Genomic DNA, 14,338 nt, shown 5'->3' with positions numbered 1-14,338 from the left:
GCGGCTAGCTTCATGGTCGGGGCGGCAGCGGAATCTGCCGCGGCCAGTCATCGGCGACGACAAAGATTCGTTGCCATCCCATATCCACATGCCACAGGGCCAGCTGGACCGGGGAGGCCGGGGCGGTGAAGTGCTGGGCCAGTCGGGCCTCCAGGTCGCGCAGCGGCGCAAGCGCCTCGCGACGGGGCAGGGCGAGCCAGTGGGGCTTGTGCAGCCAGGCGCCTCGGGTGCCGGGGGGCAGTCCATCGCGCAGCCGGTGCCACTCCCGGGCGAATAGCCAGCGCCCCTGCAAGTGGTCGGTCGTGGCTTCCCGTGGCGCCGGCAGGGACGCATGCCAGGGATAGAAGAGCACCCCGGGGATCGCCAACCGCACCGCCATGGGGGGCGCGGGCCCGTCCAGCCCAGAGGATGAGAAGGGCGACAGCAGCGGGGCCAGGGCCTCGCGGGCCTCCGGCGAGCCGGCGAGCCTGAGCTGATGGCGATGCAGGTGCTCGCGCTTGGCGGCCAGGCTGTCGGCCCCGCCCGGGCCGATCCAGCGGGCCTGGCTATCCGGCGAGCCCGGCCCCTGGGGCAGGCCCAGGTAGAACTTGATGGCGACCTCCAGGTGCACCGGGCTTGGGGCGTCCCGTCGAGAGTAGAGCAGGTCCAGCTCCCCCAGGGTGCGCTTGCCCTGGTGGATGCGCAGGTTGTGGGCCAGCAGTCGGGTGCCGGGCGCCTCGGCGAGCAGGAATTGCCAGAGCCGCTCGTGGTAGAGCCCCATGCGTCCCTTGAGCGCCGGTGCCAAATGTGCCTCCAGCGTGTCGGGCGCCGCCTCCAGCGCATCGAGCCAGGCCGCCAGCTGGCCGTCATCGTCCAGGCCCAGCTCTCTGCGAGATGGCCGACCTGTCCAGGACATCGCGATCAGGTCGGGCACCAGCACAAGCCACGCCAGGTCGCGAACCAGCGGGTGGTGGCAGTGGTCGAGGAGTCCGCATGCGGGTGGGGCCATGGCGATGTCCAGACGTTGGTGGGAGGGTCTGACAGACAAGCTGTACAGGCCTTATACTCAGGATACATTCATAAGGAACCGGGTGAACATGATGATCCGTACGCTGATTTCCAGCCCAGTGTCTCGCTGTGCGGCCCTGGCCGCCGGTACCCTCATCGCCCTCTCGGCCCAGGCGCAGGACCCCGTGGTGGTCTCCTCCAAGATCGATACCGAAGGGTCGGTGCTCGGCCAGCTGATCCTGCAGCGCCTCGAACAGGGCGGTATCGAGGTCGAGGACCGCCTTCAGCTGGGGGGAACCAGCATCGTGCGCGAGGCGCTGATCGCCGGTGAGATCGACCTCTATCCCGAGTACACCGGCAACGGCGCCTTCTTCTTCGACATGGCCGACAGCCCGGTGTGGAACGATGCCGACAAGGCCCTCGAGACGGTGCGCGAGAAGGATCGCGAGGCCAATGGCCTGGTCTGGCTGACGCCGGCCGAGGCCAACAACACCTGGGCGATCAGCGTGCGCGGCGAGCTCGCCCGCGAGCATGAGCTGGCAAGCCTCGAGGACCTGGCGGCCTACCTCGACGACGAGGGGACCTTCAAGCTGGCCGCCAGCGCCGAGTTCGTCGAGTCGCCCCAGGCGTTGCCGGCCTTTCAGGAGGCCTACGGTTTCGAGCTCTCCGAGGAGCAGCTGCTGGTGCTCTCCGGCGGCAACACTGCGGCCACCATGCGCGCCGCGGCCCAGCAGACCAGCAACGTCAATGCGGCCATGACCTACGGCACCGACGGTGGTCTGCAGGCCCTCGACCTGGTGGTCATGGAGGACACCCTGGGCGTGCAGCCGGTCTACCAGCCCGCCCCGGTGGTGCGCGAGGAGGTGCTCGAGGCCTATCCCGAGATCGAGTCCCTGCTCGCGCCGGTCTTCCAGGCCCTGGACCTCGAGACCCTGCAGCGCCTCAATGGCGACGTGGCGGTAAATGGCCGCGCGCCCGCCGAGGTCGCTGCCGGCTTCCTCGATACCCTGGACGACTGAGGCCGTCTTGCGCCCGGACACCCCCGGTCCCAATGTCGTCCTGCTCAGCCTGTCGCTGGTCGCCCTGGCGGCCTGGCTGGGCCTGGACACGGTGAGCGTTGCCGCCAATCGCATCGTGCCCGGCACCGGCTATCGGGTCGACGAGGTCCTCGGGGCGAGCGGCGCCCTGGCCTCGACGCTTCCCTGGCTGGCGCTGGCGGGGCTTGCCTGGCGACCCGCCCGGCGAAGCCTTGCATTGGCCCTCGTGCTGGTGGTGCTCCTGCTGTCGGCGCTGCCGGCCTGGCTGGCGCTATCGGCCGTGACCCTGGTCGACCGCGACCAGGCCCGGCTGGGCATCGGCGCCGGACTCTGGGTGGTGCTCTTCCTGTTGCTGCTGGCGATGATCGAGCTGCGCAGTCGCCTGGTTCTCTCACGGTTTGTCGGCTGGGCACTGCTGCTGCCTACCGTGGCGAGCGCGGGGCTCTGTCTTTCCCGCTGGCTCGAGCCCCTGGCGCTGTGGCAGGAGTATCGCGGCCGCAGTAGCCAGTTCCTGGGCGCCGTCGGCGAGCACCTGCTGCTGGTCGGAGTGGCGGTGGGGGCGAGCCTGGTGATCGGCGTGCTGCTGGCGCTGGCCATGCGCCGCTGGCCCGGGGTGCAGAAGGCCGGCTTTGGCGTGCTCAATTTCCTGCAGACGATCCCCAGCATCGCGCTCTTCGGCCTGCTGCTGGCGCCGCTCGCCTGGCTGTCGGCGAATGTCGACTGGCTGGCGGCACTGGGCGTCAGCGGCATCGGCTGGGCGCCGGCCTTGCTGGCCCTGGTCGGCTACAGCCTGCTGCCCATGGTACGCAACACCTTCGTCGCCTTGGAGGCCGTCGACCCGGGGGTGATCGATGCCGCCCGCGGCATGGGCATGAGCCGCGGCCAGGTGTTCCGCCAGGTGCGCCTGCCGCTGGCGCTACCGGTGATCCTCGAGGGCATCCGCATCACCACGGTGCAGGCCATCGGGCTGACCGCCGTGGCCGCGCTGATCGGCGCCGGCGGCCTGGGGACCTTCATCTTCCAGGGGCTGGGCCAGGCCGCCATGGACCTGGTGCTGCTGGGCGCGCTCCCCATCCTGGTGCTGGCGCTGCTGGTGGACGCCCTGCTGGGCGCCCTGACCGAGATCCTGCGCCCGGGAGGGGCCCAATGATCGACCTGATCCATGTCACCAAGCGCTTCGGCGCGGCCACCGCGGTGGACGATATCTCGCTCAGCGTGGCCCGTGGGGAGCTCTGTGTGCTGGTGGGCACCTCCGGCTGCGGCAAGTCGACCACCCTGCGCATGATCAACCGGCTGATCGAGCACAGCGAGGGCGAGATCCATATCGAGGGTCAACAGATCCGTGCCTTCCGCCAGGAGACCCTGCGCCGGCGCATGGGCTATGCCATCCAGAGCACCGGGCTCTTTCCCCACTGGACGGTGGCCCGCAACATCGGCCTGGTGCCGCGCCTGCTCAAGTGGCCGGCCGCGAAGATCCAGGCGCGGGTCGAGGAGCTGATGGCGCTGCTGGGGCTCGCCATGGAGGAGTTCGCCGGCAAGTATCCCCACCAGCTCTCCGGCGGCCAGGCGCAGCGGGTGGGGGTGGCCCGGGCGCTGGCCGCCGACCCCGATATCCTGCTGATGGACGAGCCGTTCGGCGCCCTGGATCCCATCACCCGGGAGAGCCTGCAGGAGGAGCTGCGCGAGCTGCAGGCCCGACTGCACAAGACCATCGTTTTCGTCACCCATGACATGGACGAGGCGCTGCGCCTGGCGGATCACCTGGTGGTGATGCATCAGGGGCGCATCGTGCAGCAGGGTCGGCCCCTCGAGCTGCTACGCGAGCCGGCGGACGGCTTCGTCGAGTCGCTGCTCGGCGGCGAGGATCGCGGCCTGAAGGAGGCGGCGCTGTTGCCGGTCAGCCAGCGGATGTTGCCGCTGGGGCCGAGGCGGCTGGCGCGTGAGCGGATCGGCCAGCAGGCCAGCCTGCGCGAGGCACTCTCGGTGATGCTGTGGCGTCACAGCGAACGGCTCACCGTGGTGGATGACGACGACATGCCGGTGGGAGAGCTCTCCCTGCGCCGCCTGGTGGGGGCACGCAGCGATGATTGAGTGGCGCCGTTGGGCCGTGCCGCTGGGCTGGCTGGCGCTGCTGCTGGCGGCAACGCTCGGCATGGGACAGCTCGATGGGCTGTTTCGCTGGATCGAGGCCGACAGCCGCCAGGTGATCTATGCCCGTGCCGACTTCCTGACCCTGCTGGGGCGCCACCTGCTGGTGGTGAGCGTGGCCGCGGTGCTGGCCATCCTGGTGGGCGTGGGCGCCGCCATTGCCGCGACCCGCGCCTGGGGACGGGACTTCCTGCCGCTGGTCAGCCAGTTGGCCTCCATCGGCCAGACCTTCCCGCCGGTGGCGGTGCTGGCGCTGGCGGTGCCGGTGCTGGGCTTCGGCACCTTGCCGATCATCGTGGCGCTTTTTCTCTATGGCCTGCTGCCGATCGTGCGCAACACCCTGGCCGGCCTCGAGGGCATCGACCCCGGAGTGATGGAGGCGGCGCGCGGCATGGGCATGAGCGGCGGCCAGATCCTGCACCAGGTGGAGCTGCCGCTGGCCGCGCCGGTGATCCTCGCCGGGATCCGCACCTCGGTGACCATCAACATCGCCACGGCGGCCATCGGTGCCACCGTGGGGGCGAGCAACCTGGGCGACCCGATCATCTCGGGGATCGTCAACGGCAATACCGCCTATGTGGTGCAGGGGGCGCTGATGATCGGCTTGCTGGCCATCAGCGTGGACAGCCTGTTCAGTCGGCTGCCGTTAACCGGATCTCGCTGACGGGTCACTATTGGCACCTGCCCATCTCCCGCCTTTCGGGGACTACCCAATCTCTCCAGTTTACGTTAACGTCAATACTGTTGCGTTGACCGGCCCCGGGGCGACCCCCTGGCGGTTCGGAGTATTAAAGACAACACTGCCCCCAAAAGGGGCACAGGATCACGACGATGACAACAACAGCGGATATCCACGAGCCGACCTTCCTGGCCGGTGACGAGTTCAGCATTCCCACCTTCCGGCTGCTCAAGCAGGACGGCACCCTGCACGAGGGCGCCAAGGCCCCCGACCTCGAGCACGACAAGGCCCTGGCGATCTATCGCGCCATGGTGGCCACCCGCGTGCTCGACGAGCGGATGCTCGCCGCCCAGCGACAGGGGCGCCTCTCCTTCTATATGCAGTGCACCGGCGAGGAGGCCGCGGTGATCGGCGCCACGGCGGCGCTGGATGATGCCGACATGATCATGGCCCAGTATCGCGAGCAGGGTGCCCTGGTCTATCGCGGCTTCACCTTCGATGAGTTCATGAACCAGCTGTTCGGCAACGAGCTGGACTACGGCAAGGGCCGCCAGATGCCGATCCACTACGGGTCGCGCAAACTGCACTACATGACCATCTCCTCGCCGCTGGCCACCCAGATCCCCCAGGCCACCGGCTACGCCTACGGCCAGAAGCTCGCCGGCGACGGCCAGTGCACCACGGTGTTCTTCGGCGAGGGCGCCGCCTCCGAGGGCGATTTCCATGCGGCCCTGAACATGGCGGCGGTGCACGAGGTACCGGTGATCTTCTTCTGCCGCAACAACGGCTATGCGATCTCCACCCCCTCCATCGAGCAGTTCGCCGCCGATGGCGTAGCACCGCGGGCCTTCGGCTATCGCATGCACGTGATCCGCGTGGATGGCAACGACATCCTCGCGGTCTACGCGGCCACCCGGGAGGCGCGCCGGATCGCCGTGGAGCACAACAAGCCGGTGCTCATCGAGGCCATGAGCTACCGCCTGGCCGCCCACTCCTCCTCGGACGACCCCTCCGGCTACCGCTCGAAGAAGGAGGAAGAGGCCTGGCGCGAGAAGGATCCCATCCTGCGCATGCAGCGCTGGCTGATCGACCTGGGCTGGTGGAGCGAGGAGGAGGAGAAGGCCCTCCAGGAGAGCCTGCGCCGCGAGGTGCTGGAGACCATGAAGCGCGCCGAGAAGCGTCCGCCGCCGCCCCTGGACAGCCTGGTGACCGACGTCTATGCCGACGTCACCCCGGAGCTGCAGCGCCAGCTCGACGCCTTGAAGACCCATATACGCCAGTACCCGGAGGCCTACCCGAAGGGGGCGCGCTCCCTGGACCCGGACGTGCGGGCCGGTGATGAAGCCGCCAAGGGAGGGGAGTGAGATGCCGACCATGAACATGCTGCAGGCCATCAACAACGCCCTGGACATCGCCATGGGCGAGGACGACAAGGTGCTCTGCTTCGGCGAGGACGTGGGCAGCTTCGGCGGCGTCTTCCGTGCCACCAGCCACCTCCAGGAGAAGTACGGCCGCGCGCGCTGCTTCAATACGCCGCTGGTGGAGCAGGGCATCATCGGCTTCGCCAACGGCCTGGCCGCCCAGGGCTCGGTGCCGGTGGCGGAGATCCAGTTCGCCGACTACATCTTTCCGGCCTTCGACCAGATCGTCAACGAGACGGCCAAGTTCCGCTATCGCTCCGGCGATCTCTTCAACGTCGGCGGCCTGACCATCCGCGCCCCCTATGGCGGCGGCATCGCCGGCGGCCATTACCACTCACAGTCGCCGGAGGCCTACTTCGCGCATACCCCCGGCCTCAAGGTTGTGGTGCCCCGCGACCCCTACCAGGCCAAGGGCCTGCTGCTGGCGTCGATCCGCGACCCCGACCCGGTGATCTTCTTCGAGCCCAAGCGCCTCTACCGGGCGGCCGTCGGCGAGGTGCCGGAGGAGGACTACCAGCTGCCCATCGGCGAGGCCGAGGTGACCAAGGAGGGCACCGATGTGACCCTGGTGGGCTGGGGGGCCCAACTGGAGGTGATCGACCGTGCCGTGGAGCTTGCCGAGAAGGATGGCATCTCCTGCGAGGTGATCGACCTGCGTACCCTGCTGCCCTGGGACCAGGACAGCGTGGCCGAGTCGGTGTTCAAGACCGGTCGGCTGGTGGTCACCCACGAGGCGCCGCGCACCGGGGGCTTTGCCGGCGAGATCGCCGCGGCCATCCAGGAGCGCTGCTTCCTGTACCTTGAATCGCCCATCGCCCGGGTGACCGGCCTGGACACACCCTTCCCGCTGACGCTGGAGAAGGAGTACCTGCCGGATCACCTGAAGATCGTCGAGGCCATCCGCGCCAGTGTGAATTTCTGACGACCGGGTTCAGGACAGGAGAGACAAGATGACAGAGTTCAAGCTGCCCGATATCGGCGAAGGTATCGTGGAGTGTGAGGTAGTGGAGTGGCGCATCGAAGAGGGTGACGTCATCGAGGAGGACCAGCCGGTGGTCGAGGTGATGACCGACAAGGCGCTGGTCGAGATCACCGCGCCGGAAGCGGGGCGGGTCACCCGGCTTCACGTGCCCAAGGGCGAGATTGCCAGGGTCCATGCGCCGCTGTTTGCCTATGAGGCCGAGGGCGAGGCACAGGCATCGGCTACGCCCGAGACGCAGGAGCCTCGTGCGGCCGAGTCGCCCGGGACAGCGTCCCAGGCCGCGGCTGCGGACGTCAGCGCCAAGGACTTTATCCTGCCGGACCTCGGCGAGGGGATCGTCGAGTGCGAGGTGGTGGAGTGGCGCATCAAAGAGGGGGAGACCATCGAGGAGGACCAGCCGGTCGTCGACGTGATGACCGACAAGGCCATGATGGAGATCACCGCTCCCGAGGCGGGCCAGGTCACCCGGCTGCATGTGGCCAAGGGCGAGATCGCCCGCGTCCATGCGCCGCTGTTTGCCTATGCACCTGAGCACTCCGAGCAGCCGGACGAGACCGCCACGGCCGCACCCGCGCCATCCGCACCGGCCCCCCGTGCGGCCAAGGCCGCGAGCTCGACCGCCGAGGCTCCGCCGGCCACTGGGCTTGGCCCCCACGGGCGGATTCCGGCGAGCCCGGCGGTGCGACGCCTGCTGCGCGAGCATGACCTGCGCCTCGACCAGGTGCCCGGGTCCGGCAAGCAGGGGCGGGTGCTGAAGGAGGATGTCCAGGCCTTCCTCGAGGGCGGCGGCACGAGTGCGGCGGAGTCGCCGGCACCTGCCCGTGAGGCGGCACCCTCGGCCCGACCGCCGGGCGAGGAGGCCGAGGTGCGCGTCGAACCCCTGCGCGGCGTGCGCGCGGCCATGGCCCGCCAGATGGTGGCGTCGGCCTCGACGATCCCGCACTTCCAGTACGGCGAGGAGCTCGATGTCACCGAACTGCTGGCGCTGCGCGAGCGCCTCAAGCCCGAGGCCCAGGCCTTTGATGCGCGCCTGACGCTGATGCCCTTCTTCATGAAGGCCATGGCGCTGGCGATCCGCGACTTCCCGATCCTCAACAGCCGCCTCAACGAGGCGGGCGACGAGATCCACTACCTGCCGTCCTGCAACATCGGCATGGCCGTGGACGGCAAGGCGGGGCTGATGGTGCCCAACGTCAAGGCGGTAGAGCGTCTGACCCTGCTGGAGATCGCCGGCGAGATCCAGCGGCTGACCGCCGGAGCCCGTGAGGGCAGGGTGGCGGCAGCCGACCTGAAGGGTGGCACCATCAGCATCTCCAATATCGGGGCGCTGGGCGGCACCTATGCGGCGCCGATCATCAATGCCCCGGAGGTGGCCATCGTCGCCATCGGCAAGACGCAGTGGCTGCCGCGCTTCGACAGCAACGACGCGGTCGTGAAGCGGGCGATCATGACCGTCACCTGGGCGGGGGATCATCGCCTGATCGATGGCGGCACCATCGCCCGCTTCTGCAATGCCTGGAAGGGCTATCTCGAAGCGCCGGAGACGATGCTCCTGCACTTGGGCTAATGCGATGACCCAGGCGTCCCTGCAGCAGTTCTATATTCCGGAAGAGCAGTCGATCTATCTGCTCAGCCACGACGATGCCCGCAAGCTCAAGGCGTGGGTAGCGCTGTGCCAGGCCCAGCTGGAACAGCTGGGCTACCGGAACATCGAACTGATCGGCAAGGGCGCCTACGGCTTCGTCTTCGCCGGCCTCACCGGGCTCGATGAGGAGTACGTCTTCAAGTTCACCCGCGTCAACCTGCCCCAGCATCTCCAGGATCGCCTGGAGGAGGAGGCCTTCATGCTGGAGCAGGTCGACCATCCTCGGGTGCCCAAGCTGATCGTCTTCCAGCGGGTGCGCAGCCAGTCGATCCTGGTGATGCAGCGCGCCCCGGGCTTCAACATGGAGGAGGTCTCGCTGCGCGAGGGACGGCTGTCGCCCCGCCTGGTGGTGCGCATTGCCGACCAGCTGGCCGATATCCTGCGCACCCTGCGCCGCGAGAGCGGGCCGGCCGGCAGGCCGGTGGTGCATGGCGACATCAAGCCCTCCAACCTGGTCTTCGACGCACGCGACGAGACCATCGCGCTGATCGACTGGGGCTCCTCGGTGTTCGCCCAGCTCGATGCCAGTCTGCAGTTCGTGGCGACCAACGTCATGGAGCTGATGTCGGACAACCTGCAGCAGACCAACGCCCGGCTGGGGGATGTCTACTTCATCGGCGAGGAGCAGCTCAACGGGGCGCTGTCGTCGCCGCGCTTCGACGAGCAGGGTGCGGCGGCCACCCTCTACGCCCTGGCCTCGGCCCAGTCCTGTCGCTTCGGCCACCGTGCCATTCCCGCCACCTCCCTGGGGCTGCCCATGGAGTTCGCGCGCATGCTAGACGGCATGCTCGATCCCGACCTGCGCACCCGCATGCGCGCCGGCGACCACTTCATCCGCGAGATGCCGCGGCTCGCGCGCCTGGTGATGCTCGATCTGCCCACCCCCCAGGAGCCCCCCCTGGTGCCGGTCTGGAGCCGTCCGGCCGGGCGCGAGATCGATACCGTTGTCTACAGCTCGCGCAAGTCCTTCCTGCGCGAGGAGGGCGGGCGCGAGACCCTCAATGACGTCAACGACGTCCAGCTCGATCGCTACTACAAGAACTTCATGCAGAACATGGGCGAGACCGAGAAGGCCTTCCTGGCGGCGGTCAGCCGGCTGGGCAAGTATCCGGTGGTGGGCGGGCTGGCGGTACGCTGGGAGGCCGAGGGGGTCTATATCGACACCTCGCTCAACCTGCATGACCCCGAGCGCCGCGCGGCCTTCATCGCCGCGGTCAACAACATGGTCACCCTGGCCCGGGCGATCCACCGTCGCGGCATCTTCAAGAGCTGCCTGTTCAATGCCCGCGATACCCTGCACCTGGACCGGGAGAGCGTCGAGGAACCCTTCGAGGTCACCCCCGGCATGCGGTTGCACTACGAGGTCAGCGCCGTGCCGGAACTGGAGGATCGCTCACGCCTGCACAGCTACTTCGAGGATGGCCCGGACCCGGAGGAGTTCCTGGTCCTGCCCGAGGCGATCATCGCCTCGCTGGAGGCCCTCAACGAGATCCACCATACCGGCATGATCATCTTCGAGGCGCTGCCCGAGCACCTCAAGATCCACAGCCACTACCGGCTGCTCGACCCCTCCCGGGAGGCCGAGTTCAGGCGCCGCCTGGATGACATCCTCGATGCGGTGGGGCTGATCGAGGGGCTCGGGGTGTCGGGCTTCATGAAGATGCCCTACAAGGACACGCGTTTCTTCGCCCATATCGAGCGCCAGCCCGAGCGGTTCTATCCCCGCGACCCGCGGGCGGCGCTGGAGCAAGCTGTCCGCGAATAACCACAGCTTACCGTCGTGTCGTCATCTCTCACAGCGAGGCGGCGGAGCGTGCCGCCTGGTCATAGAGCCCCGACATGGCCCGCAGCAGTCCCGCCAGGCGACTCATCTCCTCGCGCTCGATGCCCATCGAGGCGAGCGAATCGACCAGGCAGGCCTCGCGGATCTCGGCATAGCGGCCACAGGCCTCCCGCCCCAGCTCGGTGGTGCGAAAGAAGGTCTCCTTGCCCTGCTTCTCGCCCGCCACCAGCCCCAGGCGGGTCAGCTTCTTCAGGGCATAGGTCACCGTATGGGTGTCCTCGACGTTGAGCACCAGGCAGATGTCCGCCTGGCGCTTGGCGCGTTCCCGATGGTTGACGCTGTGCAGCACCAGCACGTCCAGGGCGCCGAGCTCCGGGTAGCCGCTGGCCGCCATGCAGCGCACCATCCAGCGGTCGAAGGCATGCCCGGCGATGATCAGGCCGAACTCGAACTCCGAAAGCTCCTGGCTGCTGCGCGACAGGTGCTCCGAGGAGACGATGGGGCCGCGAGGTGTCCGTACGCGTGTCACGTGCTGCTCCTTGATCGTCATCAGTTGCCCATGGCCTGTGGCAGCCAGGTGACGATGCCCGGGAAGAGGCTGATCAGCACCACCCCGAGCATCATCAGGAAGAAGAACGGCATGGCCGCCCAGGCGATCGACAGGATATTGCGCCCCGTCATGCCCTGCAGCACGAAGAGGTTGAAGCCCACCGGCGGGGTAATCTGCGACATTTCCACCACGATCACCAGGTAGATGCCGAACCAGATCAGGTCGATGCCGGCGGCCTCGACCATGGGCAGCATGATGGAGGTGGTCAGTACCACCACCGAGATGCCGTCCAGGAAGCAGCCCAACAGGATGAACAGCAGGGTCAACGCCGCGAGCAGCATGACCGGCGAGAGGCCCATGTTGCCGATCCCGGCGGCGAGTTCCCGGGGCAGGCCGGTGAAGCCCATGGCGGCAGTGAGGAAGGCGGCACCCGCGAGGATGAAGGCGATCATGGTCGAGGTGCGCACTGCCCCGAGCAGGGCGTCGCGGAACACCGTGCCGTCCATGGTGCCCTGGGTACTGGCCAGCAGCAGCGAGAGCACCACCCCCACGGCGGCCGCCTCGGTGGGGGAGGCCAGGCCGGCATAGATCGAGCCGATGACCCCGACGATCAGGGCCAGCAGGGGGATCAGGCGACGCGCCCGGCGCAGCTTCTCGCCCAGCGGCAGGCCGGTCTCGGCGGGAGGGATCTTGTCCGGGTAGCGCCAGGACCAGAGCATCAGGTAGCCGGCGAACAGCGAGATCAGCAGCAGCCCGGGGAAGATGCCGGCCATGAAGAGCCGAGCGATGGACTGGTCGGTGGCCACGCCGTAGACGATCAGGATGATCGAGGGCGGGATCAGCAGGCCGAGTGTCGCCGAGCCGGCCAGGGTGCCGATGATCAGCTTCTCGTCGTAGCCGCGGCGGGTGAGTTCGGGAATGGTCATCTTGCCCATGGTGGCGCAGGTGGCCGCCGAGGACCCCGAGACGGCGGCGAAAAGCCCGCAGCCGATCACGTTGGTGTGCAGCAGGCGCCCCGGGATGCGCTGCATCCAGGGCGAAAGGCCGGTGAACATGTCGTCGGCGAGCCGCGAGCGGAAGAGTATCTCGCCCATCCAGATGAACATCGGCAGGGCGGTGAGCTCCCAGCTGTAGCTCTCGCCCCAGACGTTGGAGGCGAGCACATCGCCGGTGGGCACCGAGGTGAACTGCGAGAGCCCCAGCCAGCCCAGTGCGAGCAGGGAGAAGGCCACCCAGACGCCGCTGCCGAGCAGCAGCAGGAGGACCCCGAAGAGGACCGTCATCATCACAAGCATGGTAGTTCTCCCGGGCTCAATCCTGGCCGCTGTCGTCGATGGTGAAGCTGGAGGGTCGGGTAGCGACGGTCACCAGGGTGGAAAGCCAGGCCTCGGCCAGCGCAAGGCAGAACAGCACGATGCCGCAGAGCATGGCCGTCTGGGGGATCCACAGCGGGATGCTCAGCAGGCCGTAGGAGGTCTCCCCGAAGGCGATGCTGTCATCCAGCAGCCAGTAGAGGTACCAGCCGAGATAGAGACTCAGCACCAGGGCGATGCTCAGGCAGAAGAGCTCGACGAAGGCGCGCGGCGCGGCGGGAAGCCGTCCGATCAGCAGCGTCACGCGGATATGGCCGCCATGCACGAAGGTGTAGGCGAGCCCCAGGAAGCTGGCGCCGACCAGCAGGAAGCCGGAGACCTCCGAGAGGCCGGGAATCGCCAGGCCGATGCGGTCGCCGCCGATCCCGGTGGCGATGCGATCGACGATGCGCCCGAGGATCTGGGCGGTGATCAGGGCGCAGATCAGGCACAGGCAGAGGGCGGCCAGGTAGCCCCCCAGGTTGTAGAGCGGTCGTAGGCGGTAGGTCATGGCGGAAACCGGAAGCTGGTGCCGGGGCGAGGCGCCCCGGCGGGTGGCAAATCAGTCGCGGGCGGCCTCGTAGGCCTCGAGGATGGCGGCCCCCTGATCACCGGCGCGGCCGGCCCACTCCTCGGTCATGGTCGCGCCGATCTCCTTGAGCAGTTCGGCGAGCTCCGGGGTCGGCTCGCTGACCTCGATACCGTTCTCCTTGAGCACCGCGAGGGCGTCATCGGTCTCCTGGCGGCTCATCTCCCAGCCGCGTGTCTCGGCCTCGGCGGCGGCCTGAAGCACGGCTTCCCGGGTGGCCTCATCGAGGCGTGAGAAGGCCTTCTCGCTGACGATCACCATGTTCTTCGGCAGCCACAGCTGGGCGTGGTTGAAGTGGCTCAGGTAGTCCCAGGCCTTGGTGTCGGCGCCGGTGGCCGGCGAGGTGATCATGGCGTCGACCCGGCCGGTGCTGAAGGCGGTGGGGATGTCCGGCACCTCGACCTGGGTCGGCACGGCGCCGACCAGCTGGGCGATCCGTTCACTGGCGGTGTTGTAGGCACGCATGCTCAGGTTCTTGAGGTCGTCGCCGGACTCGATGGCCTCGTTGGTATAGATGCCCTGGGGCGGCCAGGGGACGGCGAAGAGCAGGCGCAGCTGCTGTTCGGCGAGCTCTTCGGAGATGACCTCGCGAGAGGCCTCCCACAGGGTCTGGGCTTCGTCGTAGCTGGCCGCCAGGTAGGGCACCGAGTCGACCTCGAAGATCGGGTTCTCGTTGGCCAGGCGGGACATGATCAGCTCACCGATGGGCACGATGCCGCGACGCACCGAGTTCTTGATCTCGGCATGGCCGATCAGCGAGCCGTTGGAGTGCACGGTGATGTCCAGTTCGCCATCGGTTGCCTCGCGCACGTCGTCGGTGAACTCGCGGATGTTGACGGTGTGGAAGGTCATGTCGCCGTAGGGGGTGGGCATGTCCCACTCGGTCGCGGCCTGGGCGGTGCTGCCCAGGGTGGCTAGGCTGATACCGATGGCGGCAGCCGAGGTCAGATGAAGAAGGGAGTTACGGGCGGTCATGGGCGGTACCTCGTGTAGGTTTCTTGTTGTCGCTGTCAGGACGGTATGGAACGACGCAGCACGCCGGCCATCCAGAAGGAGTCTAGCGAGTGTTCGTGAAGAAGGTTAGGCAGGCGGGCCAGGCCGAGTCAACGATGTGTAGACTAAAGAACGATGTCTTATCGATAAAACGTTGATAAGTTCTTTTCGT

General features: G+C 67.9%; 13 protein-coding genes. 8 read left to right on the top strand and 5 right to left on the bottom strand.

The features are described 5' to 3' along the window. Positions 1–10 precede the first annotated feature (10 nt). Complete coding sequence (locus M8009_RS02655) at positions 11–988, bottom strand: DUF1853 family protein (RefSeq protein WP_250059217.1); 978 nt, start codon at positions 986–988, stop codon at positions 11–13. 91 nt (positions 989–1,079) lie between these two features. Between M8009_RS02655 and osmF the strand changes: the two genes are divergently transcribed. The 8 genes from osmF (at position 1,080) to M8009_RS02615 (ending at position 10,664) form a co-directional block, all read left to right on the top strand. Then, complete coding sequence (gene osmF, locus M8009_RS02650) at positions 1,080–2,006, top strand: glycine betaine ABC transporter substrate-binding protein OsmF (protein ID WP_250059475.1); 927 nt, start codon at positions 1,080–1,082, stop codon at positions 2,004–2,006. A gap of 7 nt (positions 2,007–2,013) precedes the next feature. Next, positions 2,014–3,174: an ABC transporter permease gene (locus tag M8009_RS02645; protein ID WP_250059216.1), complete on the top strand. Its 1,161-nt coding sequence runs from the start codon at positions 2,014–2,016 to the stop codon at positions 3,172–3,174. Continuing rightward, a complete protein-coding gene (locus M8009_RS02640) occupies positions 3,171–4,115 on the top strand; it encodes an ABC transporter ATP-binding protein (protein ID WP_250059215.1) in 945 nt (314 codons plus the stop codon). Before M8009_RS02645 ends, M8009_RS02640 begins: the two co-directional genes overlap by 4 nt. Next, positions 4,108–4,836, top strand: a complete 729-nt coding sequence (locus M8009_RS02635) for an ABC transporter permease (protein WP_250059214.1) — start codon at positions 4,108–4,110, stop codon at positions 4,834–4,836. Before M8009_RS02640 ends, M8009_RS02635 begins: the two co-directional genes overlap by 8 nt. 167 nt (positions 4,837–5,003) lie before the next feature. Next, a complete protein-coding gene (locus M8009_RS02630) occupies positions 5,004–6,215 on the top strand; it encodes a thiamine pyrophosphate-dependent dehydrogenase E1 component subunit alpha (protein WP_250059213.1) in 1,212 nt (403 codons plus the stop codon). Between the two features lies 1 nt (position 6,216). Then, positions 6,217–7,194 carry an alpha-ketoacid dehydrogenase subunit beta gene (locus M8009_RS02625; RefSeq protein ID WP_250059212.1) on the top strand — a complete coding sequence of 326 codons (978 nt, stop codon included), beginning with the start codon at positions 6,217–6,219 and terminating at the stop codon, positions 7,192–7,194. Positions 7,195–7,222: 28 nt separating this feature from the next. Then, positions 7,223–8,821 carry a dihydrolipoyllysine-residue acetyltransferase gene (locus tag M8009_RS02620; protein ID WP_250059211.1) on the top strand — a complete coding sequence of 533 codons (1,599 nt, stop codon included), beginning with the start codon at positions 7,223–7,225 and terminating at the stop codon, positions 8,819–8,821. 4 nt (positions 8,822–8,825) lie between these two features. Beyond that, positions 8,826–10,664 carry a protein kinase domain-containing protein gene (locus tag M8009_RS02615; protein WP_250059210.1) on the top strand — a complete coding sequence of 613 codons (1,839 nt, stop codon included), beginning with the start codon at positions 8,826–8,828 and terminating at the stop codon, positions 10,662–10,664. Positions 10,665–10,692: 28 nt separating this feature from the next. Here the strand turns inward: M8009_RS02615 and M8009_RS02610 are convergent, their stop codons facing one another. Genes M8009_RS02610 through M8009_RS02595 form a run of 4 tightly spaced genes read right to left on the bottom strand, consistent with a single transcriptional unit; the run spans position 10,693 to position 14,148 of the window. Continuing rightward, on the bottom strand, positions 10,693–11,211 hold the full coding sequence (locus M8009_RS02610) for a winged helix DNA-binding protein (protein WP_250059209.1): 519 nt from the start codon (positions 11,209–11,211) through the stop codon (positions 10,693–10,695). A gap of 20 nt (positions 11,212–11,231) precedes the next feature. Next, a complete protein-coding gene (locus M8009_RS02605) occupies positions 11,232–12,527 on the bottom strand; it encodes a TRAP transporter large permease (RefSeq protein WP_250059208.1) in 1,296 nt (431 codons plus the stop codon). A gap of 16 nt (positions 12,528–12,543) precedes the next feature. Then, a complete protein-coding gene (locus tag M8009_RS02600; RefSeq protein WP_250059207.1) occupies positions 12,544–13,095 on the bottom strand; it encodes a TRAP transporter small permease in 552 nt (183 codons plus the stop codon). A 51-nt stretch (positions 13,096–13,146) separates the two neighbouring features. Next, a complete protein-coding gene (locus tag M8009_RS02595; RefSeq protein ID WP_250059206.1) occupies positions 13,147–14,148 on the bottom strand; it encodes a TRAP transporter substrate-binding protein in 1,002 nt (333 codons plus the stop codon). Between the last annotated feature and the right edge of the window lie 190 nt (positions 14,149–14,338).

This window comes from Halomonas gemina, from assembly GCF_023554995.1.
In the GTDB taxonomy this organism is placed as follows: domain Bacteria; phylum Pseudomonadota; class Gammaproteobacteria; order Pseudomonadales; family Halomonadaceae; genus Halomonas; species Halomonas gemina.
This window is presented reverse-complemented; position numbering and strand designations above follow the sequence as displayed.

Coding starts and splice junctions, on each gene's coding strand:
- M8009_RS02640 (WP_250059215.1), top strand. CDS start 3,171: ATGATCGACCTGATCCATGTCACCAAGCGCTTCGGCGCGGCCACCGCG.
- M8009_RS02620 (WP_250059211.1), top strand. CDS start 7,223: ATGACAGAGTTCAAGCTGCCCGATATCGGCGAAGGTATCGTGGAGTGT.
- M8009_RS02595 (WP_250059206.1), bottom strand. CDS start 14,148: ATGACCGCCCGTAACTCCCTTCTTCATCTGACCTCGGCTGCCGCCATC.
- M8009_RS02625 (WP_250059212.1), top strand. CDS start 6,217: ATGCCGACCATGAACATGCTGCAGGCCATCAACAACGCCCTGGACATC.
- M8009_RS02600 (WP_250059207.1), bottom strand. CDS start 13,095: ATGACCTACCGCCTACGACCGCTCTACAACCTGGGGGGCTACCTGGCC.
- M8009_RS02635 (WP_250059214.1), top strand. CDS start 4,108: ATGATTGAGTGGCGCCGTTGGGCCGTGCCGCTGGGCTGGCTGGCGCTG.
- M8009_RS02605 (WP_250059208.1), bottom strand. CDS start 12,527: ATGCTTGTGATGATGACGGTCCTCTTCGGGGTCCTCCTGCTGCTGCTC.
- M8009_RS02630 (WP_250059213.1), top strand. CDS start 5,004: ATGACAACAACAGCGGATATCCACGAGCCGACCTTCCTGGCCGGTGAC.
- M8009_RS02655 (WP_250059217.1), bottom strand. CDS start 988: ATGGCCCCACCCGCATGCGGACTCCTCGACCACTGCCACCACCCGCTG.
- osmF (WP_250059475.1), top strand. CDS start 1,080: ATGATCCGTACGCTGATTTCCAGCCCAGTGTCTCGCTGTGCGGCCCTG.
- M8009_RS02615 (WP_250059210.1), top strand. CDS start 8,826: ATGACCCAGGCGTCCCTGCAGCAGTTCTATATTCCGGAAGAGCAGTCG.